At 33.2% G+C, this 18,080-nt stretch carries 18 protein-coding genes; 9 read left to right on the forward strand and 9 right to left on the reverse strand.

Annotation, left to right across the window (positions count from 1 at the left end; translation table 11 throughout):
* Window positions 1–152 precede the first annotated feature (152 nt).
* Window positions 153–1,034 carry a PPK2 family polyphosphate kinase gene (locus BUE22_RS13505; protein ID WP_073395457.1) on the reverse strand — a complete coding sequence of 294 codons (882 nt, stop codon included), beginning with the start codon at window positions 1,032–1,034 and terminating at the stop codon, window positions 153–155.
* Window positions 1,035–1,170: 136 nt separating this feature from the next.
* Between BUE22_RS13505 and BUE22_RS13510 the strand changes: the two genes are divergently transcribed.
* The 8 genes from BUE22_RS13510 to BUE22_RS13545 all read left to right on the forward strand — a co-directional run bounded on the left by BUE22_RS13510 (window position 1,171) and on the right by BUE22_RS13545 (window position 9,378).
* On the forward strand, window positions 1,171–2,007 hold the full coding sequence (locus BUE22_RS13510; RefSeq protein ID WP_073395458.1) for a DUF6929 family protein: 837 nt from the start codon (window positions 1,171–1,173) through the stop codon (window positions 2,005–2,007).
* 444 nt (window positions 2,008–2,451) lie between these two features.
* The gene (locus BUE22_RS13515) at window positions 2,452–2,952 is read left to right on the forward strand and encodes an RNA polymerase sigma factor (protein WP_042565163.1); all 501 of its coding nucleotides are present in this window, start codon (window positions 2,452–2,454) and stop codon (window positions 2,950–2,952) included.
* Between the two features lie 2 nt (window positions 2,953–2,954).
* A complete protein-coding gene (locus BUE22_RS13520; RefSeq protein WP_073395459.1) occupies window positions 2,955–3,920 on the forward strand; it encodes a hypothetical protein in 966 nt (321 codons plus the stop codon).
* Between the two features lie 81 nt (window positions 3,921–4,001).
* Window positions 4,002–6,167 (forward strand): VWA domain-containing protein, encoded by a 2,166-nt coding sequence (locus BUE22_RS13525; protein WP_073395460.1) that lies wholly within the window; start codon window positions 4,002–4,004, stop codon window positions 6,165–6,167.
* 249 nt (window positions 6,168–6,416) lie between these two features.
* On the forward strand, window positions 6,417–7,118 hold the full coding sequence (locus BUE22_RS13530; RefSeq protein WP_073395461.1) for an SIMPL domain-containing protein: 702 nt from the start codon (window positions 6,417–6,419) through the stop codon (window positions 7,116–7,118).
* 37 nt (window positions 7,119–7,155) lie between these two features.
* On the forward strand, window positions 7,156–7,743 hold the full coding sequence (locus BUE22_RS13535) for an LURP-one-related/scramblase family protein (protein WP_073395462.1): 588 nt from the start codon (window positions 7,156–7,158) through the stop codon (window positions 7,741–7,743).
* A 115-nt stretch (window positions 7,744–7,858) separates the two neighbouring features.
* Window positions 7,859–8,575 (forward strand): 3-ketoacyl-ACP reductase, encoded by a 717-nt coding sequence (locus BUE22_RS13540; RefSeq protein WP_073395463.1) that lies wholly within the window; start codon window positions 7,859–7,861, stop codon window positions 8,573–8,575.
* Between the two features lie 293 nt (window positions 8,576–8,868).
* Entirely contained in the window at window positions 8,869–9,378 is a 510-nt protein-coding gene (locus tag BUE22_RS13545) for a hypothetical protein (protein ID WP_073395522.1), read from the forward strand.
* 146 nt (window positions 9,379–9,524) lie between these two features.
* Here the strand turns inward: BUE22_RS13545 and mtaB are convergent, their stop codons facing one another.
* Window positions 9,525–10,859, reverse strand: coding sequence for a tRNA (N(6)-L-threonylcarbamoyladenosine(37)-C(2))-methylthiotransferase MtaB (mtaB, locus tag BUE22_RS13550; RefSeq protein ID WP_042565156.1), 1,335 nt, complete (start codon window positions 10,857–10,859; stop codon window positions 9,525–9,527).
* A 505-nt stretch (window positions 10,860–11,364) separates the two neighbouring features.
* Between mtaB and BUE22_RS13555 the strand changes: the two genes are divergently transcribed.
* Window positions 11,365–11,895 (forward strand): hypothetical protein, encoded by a 531-nt coding sequence (locus tag BUE22_RS13555; RefSeq protein WP_042565155.1) that lies wholly within the window; start codon window positions 11,365–11,367, stop codon window positions 11,893–11,895.
* A gap of 107 nt (window positions 11,896–12,002) precedes the next feature.
* Here the strand turns inward: BUE22_RS13555 and BUE22_RS13560 are convergent, their stop codons facing one another.
* From BUE22_RS13560 to BUE22_RS13590, 7 genes are all read right to left on the reverse strand, one after another.
* Window positions 12,003–12,530: a GNAT family N-acetyltransferase gene (locus tag BUE22_RS13560; RefSeq protein ID WP_073395464.1), complete on the reverse strand. Its 528-nt coding sequence runs from the start codon at window positions 12,528–12,530 to the stop codon at window positions 12,003–12,005.
* The gene (locus BUE22_RS13565) at window positions 12,514–13,341 is read right to left on the reverse strand and encodes a Cof-type HAD-IIB family hydrolase (RefSeq protein ID WP_073395465.1); all 828 of its coding nucleotides are present in this window, start codon (window positions 13,339–13,341) and stop codon (window positions 12,514–12,516) included. Before BUE22_RS13565 ends, BUE22_RS13560 begins: the two co-directional genes overlap by 17 nt.
* 73 nt (window positions 13,342–13,414) lie before the next feature.
* Window positions 13,415–13,633, reverse strand: a complete 219-nt coding sequence (locus BUE22_RS13570) for a putative signal transducing protein (protein ID WP_042565152.1) — start codon at window positions 13,631–13,633, stop codon at window positions 13,415–13,417.
* Window positions 13,634–13,652: 19 nt separating this feature from the next.
* Window positions 13,653–14,468 carry an alpha/beta hydrolase gene (locus BUE22_RS13575; protein ID WP_073395466.1) on the reverse strand — a complete coding sequence of 272 codons (816 nt, stop codon included), beginning with the start codon at window positions 14,466–14,468 and terminating at the stop codon, window positions 13,653–13,655.
* An 84-nt stretch (window positions 14,469–14,552) separates the two neighbouring features.
* On the reverse strand, window positions 14,553–15,215 hold the full coding sequence (locus BUE22_RS13580; protein ID WP_073395467.1) for a DEAD/DEAH box helicase: 663 nt from the start codon (window positions 15,213–15,215) through the stop codon (window positions 14,553–14,555).
* Window positions 15,216–15,367: 152 nt separating this feature from the next.
* On the reverse strand, window positions 15,368–16,531 hold the full coding sequence (locus tag BUE22_RS13585) for a sigma-54-dependent transcriptional regulator (protein ID WP_042565148.1): 1,164 nt from the start codon (window positions 16,529–16,531) through the stop codon (window positions 15,368–15,370).
* 190 nt (window positions 16,532–16,721) lie between these two features.
* Window positions 16,722–18,038 carry an ABC transporter permease gene (locus BUE22_RS13590; protein ID WP_073395468.1) on the reverse strand — a complete coding sequence of 439 codons (1,317 nt, stop codon included), beginning with the start codon at window positions 18,036–18,038 and terminating at the stop codon, window positions 16,722–16,724.
* Window positions 18,039–18,080 lie beyond the last annotated feature (42 nt).

The raw sequence follows: 18,080 nt of genomic DNA on the forward strand, positions 1-18,080 counted from the left end.
CTTTTGTTTTTGGTAATAATCCCGGCAGATCCTCACAATCTGCCGGGTTTATAATTTTATGGAAGTTCTAAAATATCTATATAATAATAAGGAACAGCCATTATTCATCCTGACAAAAATTATCTAATTATCTCAATTGACAAATTATCTAATTATTTATTCCCCGATAATTCCTTCTTATACATTTCAAAGTTCGCTTTTATTTTATCGTCTAATTCCGGTTCTTTAATATCCGTGTATTTTTTCATTTCTTCCCAGATAATTTTGGCCACAATATAGCGGGCCATTTCTTTATCATCGGCAGGAACTACAAACCAAGGCGCGTGCTCTGTCGAAGTCCTGTTTATAGCTTCCTCATAATATTGTTGGTATTCGTCCCAATGCTCGCGTTCTTTCAGGTCGCCTGGAGAAAACTTCCAATTGTGCTTTCCTTCTTCCAAACGGCGTAATAATCGTTCTCTCTGCTCTTCTTTACTCAAATGCAGAAAAAATTTCATGACAATCGTTCCGTTTTCAGCAATATGACTTTCGAAATTATTGATTTGCTCGATTCTTTTTTTCCAAAATTTAGGCGTAATATCATCCACAGAATTTATTCCCGGTAAATTCTCTGCCAAAAGATATTCCGGATGTACACGCGTAACCAAAACATTCTCATAATGCGTGCGGTTAAAAATCGCAAATTTTCCTTTTTCGGGCAAAGCAATATAATGGCGCCATAAATAATCGTGTTCTAACTCAGTCGAATTGGGCGTTTTAAAACTATGCACCACTACTCCACGCGGATTAAATTCTTTAAAAACTTCCCGAATCAAACTATCTTTTCCGGATGTATCCATTCCCTGCAAACAAATTAAAACGCTGTATTTATTATGCGAATACATTACGTCCTGCAAATCGCTTAATTTGTCTCTCACTTTGTCCATTTTTTCTTCCTTCTCCTCCTCATCAGCTTCTATATCTAACAAAGTTGGAATCTTGGATAATTTTATTTTATCTGTAACTTTAAAATCATTCGGATCTATAGATTTCATATGTTTTTATTTTTTTGTATTATAAATATACTAATTTTACGAATTCCGATAGCTATCGGAACTGCTATTCATTGCAATAGTTTTTCCCGGAGTTTCAGGACTATTAAGGCTACATTTAGTTTTCAAAACAACATTCATGGAAAAATTCACATTAGAAATATTATTTCAAATCATCGGAATCGGTTCGGCATCAGGATTATTTTTCAATAACGATTCATTGTATATCATTGGCGATAACAGCGGATTTTTATACGAATACAATATGCAGAATCAGCAATTAAGCCATCATCCATTAATTGATAATCCGTCGCAAAATATTCCGAAAAACATCAAACCAGATTTTGAATCTGTTACGCATCATAATGATACGCTTTATGTTTTTGGTTCCGGTTCAACCGAAAACAGAAACAAAATGATTGCCTTTGATTTAAAAACCAAAACCATTTTACAAAAAAACAATCTAGTCGATTTATATGCCGTAATGCAAAGTTTTGGATCTATAAAACCGGAAGATTTTAATTTGGAAGGCGCTATTTTTGATGGCGAAAACTGGTATTTATTCAATCGCGGAAATGGAATTTCAAACAAAAACACCATTTTTACGATTCATGCTAAAAGTCTGGGTGAAGAATTTGCTTTGGTGGCAACCAATTATAAACTGCCAAAAATAAAAGGTGTTCGCTCTAGTTTTACCGATGCTATTTTGGTCGAAGACAAAATTTATTTTCTCTCAACTGCCGAAGACACAAAATCAACTTACGACGACGGCGATATTCTCGGAAGCTTCATTGGAAGAATAGATCTTAAAACCATGAAAATCGATTTTACTCAAAAAATAACGTCCACAAATAAATTTGAAGGCTTGACTTTATATAAAACATCAAATGATAAAATTGAGTTTTTATTGTGTGAGGATAATGATACTGAACTTTTAGAAACGAAGATTTTTAAGTTGGTTTTACCAGTTAAGTAATACACAATTCATAACCACAACGTTAACTCCCTCAAAGATATTCGCCAATCTTTATCGATCTACTTTGCGTTTCCAGGGATTAAAATCCCTGGCTACAAAATAAATCATTCCCACGGAATTTTATAAAAAGTTCCGGAGGAACGGATCATATTGTAGGGATGGATTTTAATCCATCATTCGCAATTGAATCGACAATGCATATATCATTCTAAATATATGAATGTGGAAATTCTTTGAGGAAGACGCACTGCTGTGCGCCTCTACAAATGCGCCTCTACAAATATGTTCAACGATAAAACCTTGAACCTTTGTATCTTTGTTACTTTGAACCTTTAAAAAAAAAACTTTTTTTAACCTCGTCCCAACCTTTTTATCTTTTTATCTCTCTATATAAGAAAGACACCAATTGTGATAAACGAAAATCAAATATCCGGCTGCAAAAAAATGAACCGCGACGCTCAGCGTCAGGTTTATGAGCATATGGCTCCAAAACTGTATCGCGTTTGCAAACGATACTTAAAGAAGGAAGAAGAAATTGAAGAAGCCATGGCTGATGCTTTCTATACCATCTTTACAAAAATAGAACAGCTAAAAGAAGATAAAGCTTTTGAGGCTTGGGCAAGAAAAATAGCCGTCAACCACTGTTTGGCAACGATCAAGAAAAATACAAACTTTAATATGTATTTGGATGATGTCAAACTGCTTTCGCAACCTTTTACCGACGAGATTAATTCGCTCGAAGAAGAAGATTTGCTCAATTTATTGAATCATATTCCGGATGGCTGTAAAACTGTTTTTAACCTTTTTGTTATAGAAGGTTACGGACACAAGGAAATAGCCGGCATGCTCAACATTTCTGAAGGAACATCAAAATCACAATTGAATGCTTCTAAAACTAAGTTGAAGGAATTAGTAAACAAATTGTATTACCAAAAAGCAAAGTAGTCATGGACAATCAAGATAAAATATTCGATAAATTTAAAGAGGCAGCGCAAAACTCTGAGCTGAAAGATTTTCCGGGAATGGAAAAAGTCTGGTCGCGCGTTGAAGAGAAACTCGACAAAAAAGAAGATAAAAAAACAATCGCGTTATGGAAAAAAATTGCCATTGCAGCGTCTCTATTATTATTAATTTCTTTAGGATCTCAGTTTTTTCTATCAGATAAAACAAAAGAAATTCAAAATAATCAAGTTGTCGTTACTGATTCTGTTGAAACGAAAACTCAGAATGCTGTTGTAGAAAAAGATGGTGTTGCTGTTGAAAATTCTGAAATAGTTCCGAAAGAAGATGCTGTTAAAATTCTGGACAAACAAATTCAACAACAGCAAAAAGTAGCGGTAAACGAAATACAACGTTCGTTTAGCGAAGGAACCGCAGATGCAGTATCGGCAGCACCAGTTCTTAATGAGGTCGTTGTGGCAGCTCCGGTTCAATCTGCACCAAAATACGCAGAAGAAGAAGTTGCTGTCGAACAAGATAAAAATGAAAGTTTCGGTTATTCAAAAGCAGTACAAAAAGAATCTGCCCGAGTAGCTTTCGCTGAAAAGCAATCTTCTGTAAAAGCTAAAAAAAGTGCTCCGCTGGTGGTTATAAACGGAAATGCGATGGCCAATAGCGATGACGCCAAAAAAGACAAAATGATGTCTGCTGAAATATCAAATCTTGAACCTTCAAATGTAGATTCATTAGTAATTCTGGACGAACCTTTATATATTATTGACGGAATTTATTATTCTGAAAATGATTTATACGGCCCAAATCCAACGAGTCCGTATGCGCCTTTGGATAAACAGGAAATTAAAACCATTACGATACTTCAGGATCTGGAAGCCACATCAAAATATGGCGAAAAAGGAAAAAAAGGAGTTGTAATCATCACCACGAAAACAGGAAAACCGATCAACAAAAAATAATTCTTACTTCAAAAAATCTTTGCCAGAGGTTGAGGCTTTGGCAAAGATAAATTCCGAACATTAATTTAAAAAATCACTATCATGAAAAGTCTAAAACTTATTTCATCAGCTATTACTATGCTTATATGTTTCGTAACATTTGCACAGGAAAAAACGATTACGGGAATAGTAACCGATAATGTTAATGTACCACTTCCGGGAGTTACAGTAACCGTTAAAAAAACTACAAAAACAGCACTAACAGATTTTGATGGAAAATATTCTATTCAGGCACAAACCGGAGATGTTTTGGTTTTTAGCTATATCGGAATGAAAACCCAAAATATCTCAGTTAAAAAATCAAATGTCATCAATGTAAAAATGGCAGATGAAAGTAATCATTTAGAAGAAGTTATAGTCGTAGGTTATGGAACTGCTTCAGAATATGAAGATAATAGTTATAGATCTGAGAAAAGAAAGATGGCGACGAAATCAGTCAGCCAATCTGTTCAGAGAAGAACTTTAATTGCGCCAAGTGTACAAAATAGTTCGCAATATATTTCCGGATCGACTATTGCAATTCGTGGTACTCAATCTATTTCATCTAAAAATGAACCAATGTATATTGTAGACGGAGTTGCCATAAAAGCCGACCAAATGGCACAAATAAACCCAAATGACATTCAGGATGTAAAAGTTTTAAAAGATACGAACTCAACTGCTATTTATGGAACTAAAGGTGCAAACGGCGTTGTAGTTATTGCTACTAAAAATGAAATGTATAAAAACCTTTCTGAAAAAGAAATTAGCAACAAATTAAAACCTGTCAATGTACCTCAGCCAACTGAACCAAACAACGAAGATTACGATGCTTTTGTAGAAAATGCTTTTGAAAGCCCAAAAACGGCACCGCTTTCTACTTTTTCGATTGATGTTGACAATGCTTCTTACACCAATGTGAGACGTTTTATTAATAACGGACAAGAAGTTCCTAAAGATGCTGTTCGTGTGGAGGAAATGGTCAACTTCTTTAAATACACTTATCCGCAACCGCAAGATCAAAATCCTTTTTCTATTAATACAGAAATAAGCGAATCTCCGTGGAATGCTAAAAACAGAGTTTTGAAAATTGGTTTACAGGGAAAAAACATTCCAACAAACGATTTACCGGCATCCAATCTTGTTTTTCTAATTGATGTTTCGGGTTCAATGAGTGATGCTAATAAATTGCCTTTGCTGAAACAATCTTTAAAAATATTGGTAAACGAGTTGCGTAATAAGGACAAAGTTGCGATTGTAGTTTATGCGGGCGCTGCTGGATTGGTTTTAGCTCCGACATCCGGAGATGAGAAAAAAACAATTGTTGATGCGCTCGAAAACTTAAATGCCGGAGGAAGTACTGCCGGAGGAGCCGGAATTGAACTGGCATATAAAATTGCTGCTGAAAATTTCATTAAAAATGGAAATAACAGAGTGATTCTGGCAACGGATGGTGATTTTAATGTAGGCAGTACTTCTAACTCCGACATGGAAAAACTGATTGAAGAGAAAAGAAAATCAGGCGTTTTCCTTACTTGTTTGGGTTACGGAATGGGCAATTACAAAGACAGCAAAATGGAAACGCTGGCTGATAAAGGAAATGGAAATTATGCGTACATCGACAACATTCAGGAAGCAAATCGATTTTTAGGAAAAGAGTTTAAAGGTTCAATGTTTGCGATTGCAAAAGATGTAAAAATTCAAATAGAATTTAACCCAAAACAAGTTCAGGCGTATCGTTTAATTGGATACGAAAACAGAAAATTACGTCCGGAAGATTTTAAAAATGATGCGATCGATGCGGGAGAATTAGGAAGTAATCATACCGTTACGGCCTTGTATGAAATTATTCCGGCCGGAGTTACAAGCGACTACTTAAACCAACAGCCTGATGCTTTAAAATATACTACAGTTCCCGAAAGCACGAATAACTATGCTGGTGAATTGGCTACGGTAAAATTCCGTTACAAAAAACCAGATGGCGATAAAAGCATAGAAATGATAAAAGTGATCGAAAACAAATCGGTTTCTTTAGAAAAATCAAGTGATGATTTTAAATTCAGTACGGCGGTTGCGTGGTTTGGATTAAAATTGAGAGATTCAAAACTAATTACAAATAAATCATCCGAAGATATTTTAAAATTAGCTAAACAAGGAACAACAAATGATTCAGAAGGATATAAAGCAGAATTTATCCGACTTATTGAAAGCGCAAAACAGGTATATTAAATCAATGTCTTATTACATATTAGTCACTATTTAAACTGTTGAGCATAAAATATTTTAACACATAGAAACATAGATTTTTGCAAACCTAAAAAGGTGTTTCACTTGCATTAACACATCCCGAAGCTTCGGGACTATGTTTGAGGAACTAGTTTCTTTTTATATTCTTTTTCACAAATAGAGACCTATGTTTCTATGTGTTTAATTAAACTTTACAAATTACACTCATTTATTATTTAATTTTTTATACAAATGAAAAATCTACTTTTTGCACTATTAATATTCATCACCATAAATGCTTTTTCTCAAACTAAAAGTATTTATGAAAAACCTTTTATTGAAGTTTCCGGTCAGGCCGATACATTAGTTTTACCTAATAAAATCTGGATTAATGTTTTATTAACCGAAAAAGATTCAAAAGGAAAAAAATCTGTAGAAGATCTTGAAAAAGAAATGATCCAGAAATTAAAGGAAATTGGAATCAACACAGATAAAAATGTGAGTGTGAGCGATATGTCGAGCAATTTTAAATTTTATCTTTTAAAACAAAATGACGTTTTCAAAAGTAAATCCTATTCTGTTTTGGTTGGCGATGCTAAAACGGCTTCAAAGGTTTTTCTGGGATTAGAAAAAATTGGCATCTCGAATGTTCAAATTGAGAAAGTTGAAAACGACCAGCAAAAAAACATTCGTCTTTTAATAAATGAAAAAGCCATTCTTCGTGCCAAACAAATTGCCGAAAGTTTAACGAAACCTTTAAGCCAAAAAGTTGGAAATGCCATTCAAATCAATAACTTTGAAGATATTTCGAATCAATTAATGGGCAGCGTTGCCGGAATAGCAGTTAGAACAGGGGGAAGCTATTATTCTGAAGAATCAAGTAATCAACCTAACATTGAATTTGAAAAAATAAAAATTGTAAGCAATGTGCAAGTTCGCTTTCTCTTAGAATAAATTAAAATATTTATAAATCAATTTCAAACAAAACTTAATGAACCCAATCCTAAATCAAAATCTATTTCTTGTAAAAGAACACGTTGGAATGTTCAAGGCCGCAAACAATTATGACATTTATGATACTGAAAGCAATCAGATTATCATGAATTGCCGTGAAAATAATCTTGGCTTTTTTACCAAAGTTTTTCGTTTTACCGATTATAAAAGAATGACGCCTTTTAATATTGAAATTACAACAGCTTCCGGAGAAAAATTAATTTCAGTGAGACGTGGCATTGCCTGGTTTCGTTCTACTGTTGAAGTTTTGGATGAAAAAGATCGTTTGGTAGGAACTTTTAAACAGAAATTCTTTTCATTTGGAGGGAAATTTGAAATTTTGGATAAAAATGAAAAACCGGTTGCAACGCTTCAGGGAAAATGGACGGGTTGGGATTTTAAATTTTCGCACGAAAACAAACAGCTTGCGCAAGTAAGCAAAAAGTGGGCAGGAATGGGCAAAGAATTGTTTACGAGTGCCGATAATTACGTTCTTCAAATAGAAGAAACTGTAGCACCAGAAAGTCCGTTAAGACAATTAATTCTTGCAGCCGTAATGTGCATTGATATGGTTTTAAAAGAATAAAAACAGTTTGTTAAACTTAGTTTAAGAAAACTTCTAAAAGCATCATTTTAGTTATCAAAAGCTTTATTTTTGTATGACTTAAAATGATGCTTTTTGCATTTCTAATATATAAATCATGACAGACTTAAAAAATAAAAATGCACTAATTACAGGAGCAGGAAAGGGAATTGGAAAAGCAATCGCGATTGCGTTAGCCAAAGAAGGCGTAAATGTAATTCTAGTTTCAAGAACACAAACAGACGTTGATCAGCTTGCGATTGAAACTTCACATTTGGGTGTAAAATCATTAGCTCTTTCTGCAGATGTTTCAGACATTAACTCTATAAACAAAGCAGTTGAAAAAGCTTTGGCAGAATTTAAAACCATTGATATTTTAATTAATAATGCCGGAATTGCTTCTTTTGGGAAATTCCTGGAATTAGAACCAGAAGAGTGGGAAAAAATTATTCAGGTAAATTTAATGGGGACATATTACACAACCCGTGCCGTTATCCCCAATATGATTGAAAGACAAACAGGAGATATTATTAATATTTCATCGACTGCAGGATTAAACGGAAATGCGTTAACAAGTGCTTACAGTGCTTCAAAATTTGCTGTTTTAGGATTAACTGATTCTTTAATGCAGGAAATGAGAAAACACAATATTCGCGTAACTGCTTTAACGCCAAGTACAGTTGCGACTGATATGGCAAAAGACTTGAACCTGACAGATGGTAATCCTGAAAAGGTTATGCAATCTGAAGATATTGCTGAATTAATTATTGCACAACTGAAATTAAACAGCAGGGTTTTTATAAAAAATAGCAGTATTTGGTCGACAAACCCATAAGGTGAATTAAATTCCAATATTTTTAAATTCCAAATTCCAATTGCTTGTGGAAATTTTAATTGAATTACGGGAATTGGAATTTATTTTTGGAATTTAATTATTTATTGGAATTTCATAAAAACTATCGTACCTTAATCTTTGTCAAAGTTTGAAACTTTGACAAAGATCTAAAAGCCTTAAAAACATAAATTCTAAAAAACAAATTCCAAATTCCAATTATTTGTTGAAATTGGAATCGAGCAGCGAGAATTGGAATTGGAATTTTAAAAAATTGGAATTTTAAAAAAATTATGATGGAGCAATATTTAAGACAATTAATCGCTATAGAATTTAGCGACAAAAAAGAGCTTTTTACAGGCTTTCTTATTGATTATTCTGATGACTGGATTTTATTAAGAAACAATCCGGTAGATTTTATTTTGGATGGATTTGTAATTTTAAAAAACAAGAATATCGAAGCTGTTCACAGAGATGAAGATCTGGAATTTACCGAAAAAGTAATTCGCCTGAAAGGTTTAAAAACAAATGCCGAAGATATTATTCCGATTAGGGATTTGGCGTCGATTGTAAATTTCATAAACAATAAATATGGCATTTTACAGATTTCCAAAAAATCAGCAAAATCAGCCTATTTGGGTAAATTGATCGAATTGAATGATGAAGAACTTACGATTGATTTTTTAGATACAAAAGGTCAGTTTGGTGGTGAATTAAGTTTTAATCCTGAAAAAATCAGAGTAATTGAATTTGACACAGATTATATTAATTCATTGAAATTAATGCTTCAGCAAGAAAAGAAATAGACTAATTTTTATAGAAAATGAGAAAGCCCTTTTTAAATAAAAAGGGCTTTTTTTGTTTTTTATCACAAACTGTAAATCTTTGTATGTGTAATCTTTGTCAAAGTTTAAAACTTTGACAAAGATCTAAACTACAATTCCGTATACTTTTAAGCTTCTGCTAATTTGTTTAAAAACTCTAAGCGAACGCTTCCGTCTTCGTCGATTTTTGTTAAATTGATTTCTTGCAATGTATTAATCAATTCAGGGTTCCACGGTGTTTTTACTTTTACGTAGTTTTCGGTAAAACCGTGTATATATCCTTCTTTATTTTCACTTTCGAACAAAACGGTTCTGTTTGTTCCTAACTGACTTTCATAAAAGGCGCGGCGTTTTTTTACGGATAATCCTCGCAACATTTTACTGCGCTTTGCTCTAACATTCGCAGGAACAATTCCAGGCATATTGGCAGCTTCAGTATTGTCTCTTTCAGAATAGGTAAAGACATGTAAATATGAAATATCCATTTCATTCAGGAAATGATATGTCTCTAAAAAGTGCTCGTCAGTTTCTCCGGGAAAGCCAACAATTACATCAACTCCAATACAAGCGTGCGGCATCACTTCACGAATTTTATTCACGCGTTCTGTATATACTTCACGTAAGTAACGGCGTTTCATCAATTTTAAAATATCATTGCTTCCGGATTGCAGCGGAATATGAAAATGCGGTACAAAAGTTCTGCTTTTAGAAACAAATTCTATCGTTTCGTTTTTCAGTAAATTAGGTTCGATGGACGAAATTCTCAAACGTTCGATTCCTTCTACTTTATCCAAAGCCTGAACTAAATCAAGAAAAGTATGTTCGTGTTTTTTATTTCCGAATTCTCCTTTTCCGTAATCTCCAATATTTACTCCGGTCAAAACAATTTCTTTGATGTTTTGCTTCGAAATTTCTTTGGCATTTTCTAAAACATTTTCTAAGGCATCACTTCTCGAAATCCCTCTTGCTAACGGAATTGTACAATAAGTACATTTATAATCGCAGCCATCCTGAACTTTCAGGAAAGCGCGGGTACGATCTCCAATAGAATAACTTCCTACATAAAAATCGGCTTCAGCAATTTCGCATGAGTGCACTTCACCCATATCGTTTTTGCTTAAATCGTGAATATAATCGGTAATTTTAAATTTTTCGGTAGCTCCCAAAACCAAATCAACGCCATCAACAGCAGCTAATTCTTCTGGTTTTAATTGCGCATAACAACCCACGGCGGCAACAAAAGCCTTTTCGTTTAGTTTCATCGCCTTTTTTACAACCTGCTTAAATTGTTTATCTGCATTTTCAGTTACAGAACAGGTATTGATCACATAAATGTCGGCTACTTCTTCAAAATCAACACGATCAAACCCTTCATCATTAAAGTTTCTGGCAATTGTAGAAGTTTCTGAGAAATTCAATTTGCATCCAAGCGTATAAAAAGCAACTTTTTTTCTATTTTCCATAGGAATACACTACGTTTTAAGTAGTAAGATATTATATTTACATCTCAATTTAGAGAGTTTGCAAATTTACATACAATATTCTTTAAAATAAAATCAATAATATACTATATATCAATATTTTGCAGTAAACATCTATTAAAACAGGACTAAAAAAACATTAAACTCTATTCGTAGAATCAAAAAATAAGTTTTATTTGTAAAGAGAAAAAAATAATTCAATAAGAATAAAATGACAAAACATCGATTAAAAGCAAATTTTGTCGGTTAAGTACATTTTTTTTACAGTTAAATTAAATTTTTCTTACATTTAGCTTTAAAAAAATCATCGTTTGAAGTTATGCAATTATTAGATAAAAATTTTAACATAAAATAATTTAATAAACCGTAGATTTAACGATAACAATTTTGAAATTTAGTCGTTATATTGTTGTTTTGTTATAAATAAAAATGGGTAAGCCGAAAACCATAAAGAGTAGGCAAAAAATTAAAAAAATCCACACTTATTATGAAAGCATTTTTACCCACAATCTGCTTGATGTTCTTAACCTTTTTCACTTCGCAAGCGCAAACGCAACAACCTGCTGCTCCCGCTACTACTAATCCATTCCCATCTATTAGTACTTTGACAAATTGGGCGAGTTTAAACTCTCAATCACAATTTGACATTGCTATTCGTGCGGTTGGTTTTAAGTTTGAAGTAAAAGAACCAGGTGAAGGATCAACTGCTTATACCTACATTCGTAAAGTAACTGTAAACGAAGTAAACTATACTGATAGAATTGTATATAGAATTGCGAACAACAATTCTGCAAGTATCATTTCTTTAGTAACGGCTTCTACAGATTTAGTAAGCTTGTATACGCCGCAATTAGCTACTTTTAAAAACAACAATTGCAAAACTGAAATGTCTAAAGATAAAAACACTACTTGCAGCTGTTACGAAAGTGTAAATTTTGCTATTGATCTTTGCGACGAACGTGTAAAATTAACAATGGGTGATGGAAATAAATACTTTGTTTCTGTAGCTAAAAAATAATAAGAATTAATTTCTCAGAGAATAAAAACAACGAGCTGTTTTCCAAATCTTTGCAAACTCATTACGAAAGTTTATAAAGATTTGGGACACATTTCTCTGATTTAATATTATTTGTTCGGATTTTTAAATTCGTACCAAACTTCTAATTCGTCTTCATACAAAAACGAATTTATGTACTGAAAACCCAGTTTTTCAAGAATCTTTCTTGAGTTTTCATTTCCTTCATCTGCATAAGCATAAAGAGAGTCTACCTTCATTTCATTAAAAGCATATGCTATAAAAGCTTTTCCTGCTTCGGTTGCGTATCCTTTTCCCCAATGTTTTTCTATGAAACGATAACCAATTTCATAAAAATCTTTATGATTATTGATTTCATTTGTAATGAATTTTATTCCTGACCAGCCTAGAAACTCATTGGTTTCTTTAAGGACAACAGCCCAGCGGCCAGTTCCAAAATCTGCATATTGCTGTTGGATATTTTCAATCTGACTTATACTTTCCTCAATATTCTTTACTGGTTTTTTCCCCAGAAAAATATGCACATTTGGGTTAGAATCCAATTCAAACATTCCAGCTGCATCTGAAAGGTTTAATTCTCTCAAAAGCAAACGTTCTGTCTCAATTGATTTCTTCATGAATGTAATTATTTAAGATATAACGTTGTACCACTTCAGCAACTCCGTCATTGTTATTTGAAGCCACAATTACATTGGCTCTGTCACGCAATTCTGGTGTCACATTATCAACCCAAACACCTAAACCGGCATATTCGATCATTGTTAAATCATTTCCTGCATTTCCAACAGCAATAATTTCACTTTGGTGAATATTTAGTTTTTCTGCCAAAAGTTTTAAGCTGTTTGCTTTATCAATGCCATTTTGAGCAGCTTCCAGGAAAAAAGGTTTAGACATAGCGACACTCAAATGTGGCATTGCTAACTTTAAATCTTTTTCTACTTCTTTTAAGTATGAAGGTTCTGCCAATAAAATACATTTTACAGCAGGTTTAGTTACTGCAGCTTTAAAATCAGACACTTTATTATGAGGCAATCCTGTGATATCTTTTTCGATTTCGATATATTCAGAGTCTGTCTCACTTACTATTTCACCATCAAGATAGGTGATGATATGTGTTTTCATCTTTACACTATAATCGTATAAATCATGAATTTGCTCCGGAGTTAAACACTGTTCAAATAATATAAGGTCATCTTTTGCCGTACTAATTACAGCGCCATTAAACGAAATAATATACGAATCGTTTAAGTCTAATTCTAATTCTTTGGCATAAGCCGTCATTGCCGATGTTGGGCGACCCGAAGCCAAAACAACATGCACCCCTTTTGCCTGAGCTTCAAGAAGAACTTTTTTATTTAATTCTGAAATTTTATGATCGTCTGTCAACAAGGTATCATCCATGTCGAGTACCAGCATTTTATATTGCATATTTTGTAGTTTTTCAGTTTTCAGTCGCGGTTTTCATCTTTACTGAGACTGTAAACTGCGACTGAAAACTAATTTAGATACTCATTCTAAAATCTTCAATAACCGGATTTGCTTTTGCAAAATCTGTTTCCTGAATAAAAACTTCTACCGCAACGTCTGACATAGGAAAACCTCCCATACGCGCTGATTGAATATTATCTTTTTTTACGGTTTCTACTCCCGCTTGTTCTAATCTTTCCTGTAAAGCAATTGCTAATACTTCACTTCCTGAAAACACCTTCATTAGTCCCATAACATTTATTTTTAATTTTTTATTGTAATATTATTTTTAGCTGATTTTGAAAATCTTCATTTTCATTTATTCCTATATGATCCTGGTTTTTCAGCAGAAACAAATTTTTATCTGACTTCAATAATTCATTCAATCGAACTGAATTTTTAAATGGAATCAATTGATCTTCTATTCCGTGAAAAATATAAATGGGTCCTTTTATTTTTGGCAAATAATCCCTCGTTTCTAAACTAAACTTCTTCATGAAATTAGGAAAAAACGGAACTCTCGAACTCGATAGTTCTGTAAAACTATAATAAGGCGCCTGAAGAATTAAAGCTTTAGGTTTGTTTTGAGAAGCTAAAATAGTTGCCAATCCAGAACCTATTGAATAACCCGTAATAATGATTTTATCTTCAGGATATCTTTCAAGCATTTTTTTATAAACAACAGAAACATCCTTATTTAATTGATCTTCATTTTCGATTTCTCCTTCACTTTTCCCAAAACTTCTGTAATCCAAAATAAAAATATCATACCCTAGTTTGGTATACACTTTTGCAATTTTTCCCCAGGTTTCTAATGTTCCGGCGTTTCCATGGAGATAAAAAATCAAACCTTTAGAGTTTTCAGCTTTGAATAACAAACCGTTCAAATTAATTCCGTCAAACGATTTAATATTTAATTCTTCAAATTTTTGCTGATAATCAAACTTAAAATCTTTTGGAAGTCTTGCACTTTGAAAAATCATTCCAACCTGATTAAAATATACATAAGAAACTACCAAAATATAAATAACAACAAAAAATAGTAAAAGCACAATTGTTAGAAATTTAAAGGTCTTGAGTATTTCCATATAGTTTAGTTTCTAGTTTGCAGTTCTCGGTTCCAGTCTCAGTTTATAGTATTGAAAACTGAGACTGAGAACTGAGACTATAAATTACTCCTCTTCGATAAAACCTTCTTCTTCGTCCAATTCTTCTTCACCTTCTTCATCCATGTCGAATAAAAAAGGTTCAAGCAACATTTTATCTGCTAAAATTTCTATACGTTCTGTTAGTATTTCAGCAAAAATGATTCGCTGTGTTTTAGGAATACTATTAGAAATACGCATAATTTTAGTTTCATGACGCAATTTCAAAATAGGATCTGCATCATCCAAAATGAACATTTTCAAACGGTTTACATTATAACCCGCTGTTGTAAACATATCACTTAATTTATTTGGCGTACCTATTAAAACATCAATTCCGGTTGAAATATAATTTTTATCATAATCCATATCGCCTTTGTCATGCACTCCGTACACTTCAAGATTAGTGTATTTTCCGTATTTCGCGAAAAGGTCTACCATTTCTAATACTTTGGTTTTGTCTTCCACAAAAATCAAAGCACGTGGCGATTCTTCTGTCTGACCCGCTAATTGCTGAATCACATTCAATACAATTGTCGTCGATTTTCCACTTCCCTCCGGAGAAAGAATAATACAATCTGCACCACTTTTTATAGTCGAAAAAGTTTCTTTTTGCAGAATATTAGCTTCTGTTAAACCATTTTCGATTAATGCGTCTTGTAACTTCTCGTTTATCTTCTTTAATTTCATCTCTTTTATGCTTTAAGCTTTAGGCAATAAGCCATAAGCAAAAATTATTTATATTTTAAAATGCTATAAGCTTTAAGCAATAAGCTATAGGCAAAAATTCTACATCATTAATAGCTTAAAGCTTATTGCCTAAAGCCTATTGCGCGAAGCACCTACTTGCTTGCAAACATTTTTACATCTGTTTCAGATATTTCGTTTCCTCCCAAAATAATTAGTCTTTCGACTACATTTCGAAGTTCACGGATATTTCCTGTCCAGTCGTATTCCTGCAATAATTTTATGGCTGGCTGCGAAAATACTTTAACAACATTTCCTTGTTCCGAAGCAATTTTCTCTGCAAAGTGCCGTATCAAAGCCGGAATATCATCGCGTCTTTCGTTCAATGGCGGAACTTTAATTAAAATCACTGCCAAACGATGGTACAAATCTTCTCGGAAACGACCTTCGGCAATTTCCGTTTTCAAATCTTTATTAGTTGCAGCCACAACACGAACATCCACTTTGATATCTTTTTCTGCCCCAACTCTGGTAATCATACTTTCCTGCAAAGCACGTAAAACTTTGGCTTGCGCCGAAAGACTCATATCGCCAATTTCATCTAAGAAAATAGTTCCCTTATCTGCTGCTTCAAATTTTCCTGCGCGATCTTTCACTGCCGATGTAAAAGCACCTTTTACGTGACCGAACAATTCGCTTTCAATCAATTCACTCGGAATCGCAGCGCAGTTTACTTCTATTAAAGGAAAATTAGCACGTTCGCTTTTTTCATGCAATTGATGCGCCACTAATTCTTTTCCGGTTCCGTTTGGTCCTGTAATTAAAACTCTGGCTTCGGTTTGCGCTACTTTATCAATCATCAATTTAATATGACTGATAGCTTCGCTCTCACCTACCATTTCGTAGTTCTTACTAACTTTTTTCTTTAGGATTTTATTTTCAACTACAAGTTGTTTTTTGTCTAAAGCATTACGAACGGTATTCAATAAACGATTTAAATCCGGTGGTTTTGAGATATAATCAAAAGCTCCCAAACGCATTGTATGAATAGCCGTTTCCATATCGCCATGACCTGAAATCATCACCATAGGAATTTCGGGCTTAATCTTTTTTACTTCTTCTAAAACTTCGACACCGTCCATTTTTGGCATTTTGATATCGCACAAAACCAAATCATAGTCGTTGTTTTTTATTTTGTCAAGTCCCGCAGCACCATCTTCCGCCTCATCAACCTGATACGTATCATTTTCTTCTGATAAAATTTTTACCAAAACGCGTCTGATCGCCGCTTCGTCTTCTATAATTAGTATTTTACTCATTCTTTTTGAGGTTCAAAGTTGCAAAGGTTCAGAGGTACAAAGTTTAAATCTTTGTCAACATATACTTTTGAAACTACGTTATTTTATTAATTTATGCTTTTCCTAAGATATTTTTTGTTCTAAATTACGAAAGTGAGTGTTCAAAAAACCTTTGTTCCTTTGCATCTCTGATCCTTTGTAACTACAAAAACTAATATTTCAGCCATCTATACAATTCTTTCCAGGTTGGTTTTTTGCCGTACATTAAAATACCTACTCGGTAAATTTTTGCAGCGAACCAGACAACAAAGAAAAAGGTTGCAAACAATAATGATACCGAAATTGCAATTTGCCACCACGGTACGCCAAACGGAATTCGCATTAACATAACAATCGGCGAGGTTAACGGAATCATTGAAAACACAATTGCAACAGTTCCGTGTGGATCGTTTACTACGGTAAAAAATCCGATGTAAACACTTAAAATAAGCGGCATTATAATAGGCAGCAAAAATTGCTGTGAATCGGTTTGATTGTCTACAGCTGCACCAATTGCGGCATAAAATGAACTATATAGAAAATATCCTCCAATAAAATAAACAACAAAACCAATAATGATACTGGCAATTGGTAAATTCCATAATTCACTAATATACATTTGTGCTGTTCCCGAAAATTCCTGTTGTGCCGAATGCATTAATCCTGGTGGAATTTTGGCTGTTGGACCAACATTTACTCCAAAAAAAGCTGAAGCTGCAAACATTAATCCCAAACCAATGATGGCCCAGATTATAAATTGTAATAGTCCGGCAAGAGAAGTTCCAACAATTTTACCAATCATTAACTGAAATGGTTTTACTGATGAAATGATGATTTCGATAATTCTATTGGTTTTTTCTTCGATCACGCTTCGCATTACCATATTTCCGTAAATGATAATAAACATCATAATTAAATATCCGAAAGCACCCCCAATTCCGATTTTTATTTCGTTCAGACCTTTTAAACTTTCTTCTCCTGAAGCTTTTGCCAAATGGATATTAACCTCAGCATGTGCTTTTTGAATGGCTAATGTATCTAATTTTGCCTCTTCGAAATTGAGCTTTGTAATTTTATCAGCAATAACATCCTGCGTGTTTTCTATAAAAGCAATACTTGGACTATTATTCGAAATAAAATCTATTTTACTTTCTAAGTCTTTTAAATTACTCGTTTTTGGAATAATAATTAAACCTGTAAAATTCTCTTTGACAATACTGTCTTTCAAAGATTTTGTATCAATTTCAGAAAGATTTAAATATCTGTATTCTCCGTCTTTTTTATTCTGTTTTACAAAATCATCTGCAAATAAACCTGTTTCGTCGTGAATTGCGATTCGTTTGGTTTCAGCTTTCATTGAACTTAAATAACCAATAAATCCGGCAATTGCCACAAACAATAACGGACTCAAAAAAGTCATGACAACAAAAGACTTATTGCGCACTTTGGCAATAAATTCTCTTTTTATAATCAGCGAAATGATGCTCATTTTTTTATTTTTTATTTTAGATTGTTGACTTTAGATTTTAGA

It is taken from the genome of Flavobacterium pectinovorum (genome assembly GCF_900142715.1).
Taxonomy (GTDB): domain Bacteria; phylum Bacteroidota; class Bacteroidia; order Flavobacteriales; family Flavobacteriaceae; genus Flavobacterium; species Flavobacterium pectinovorum.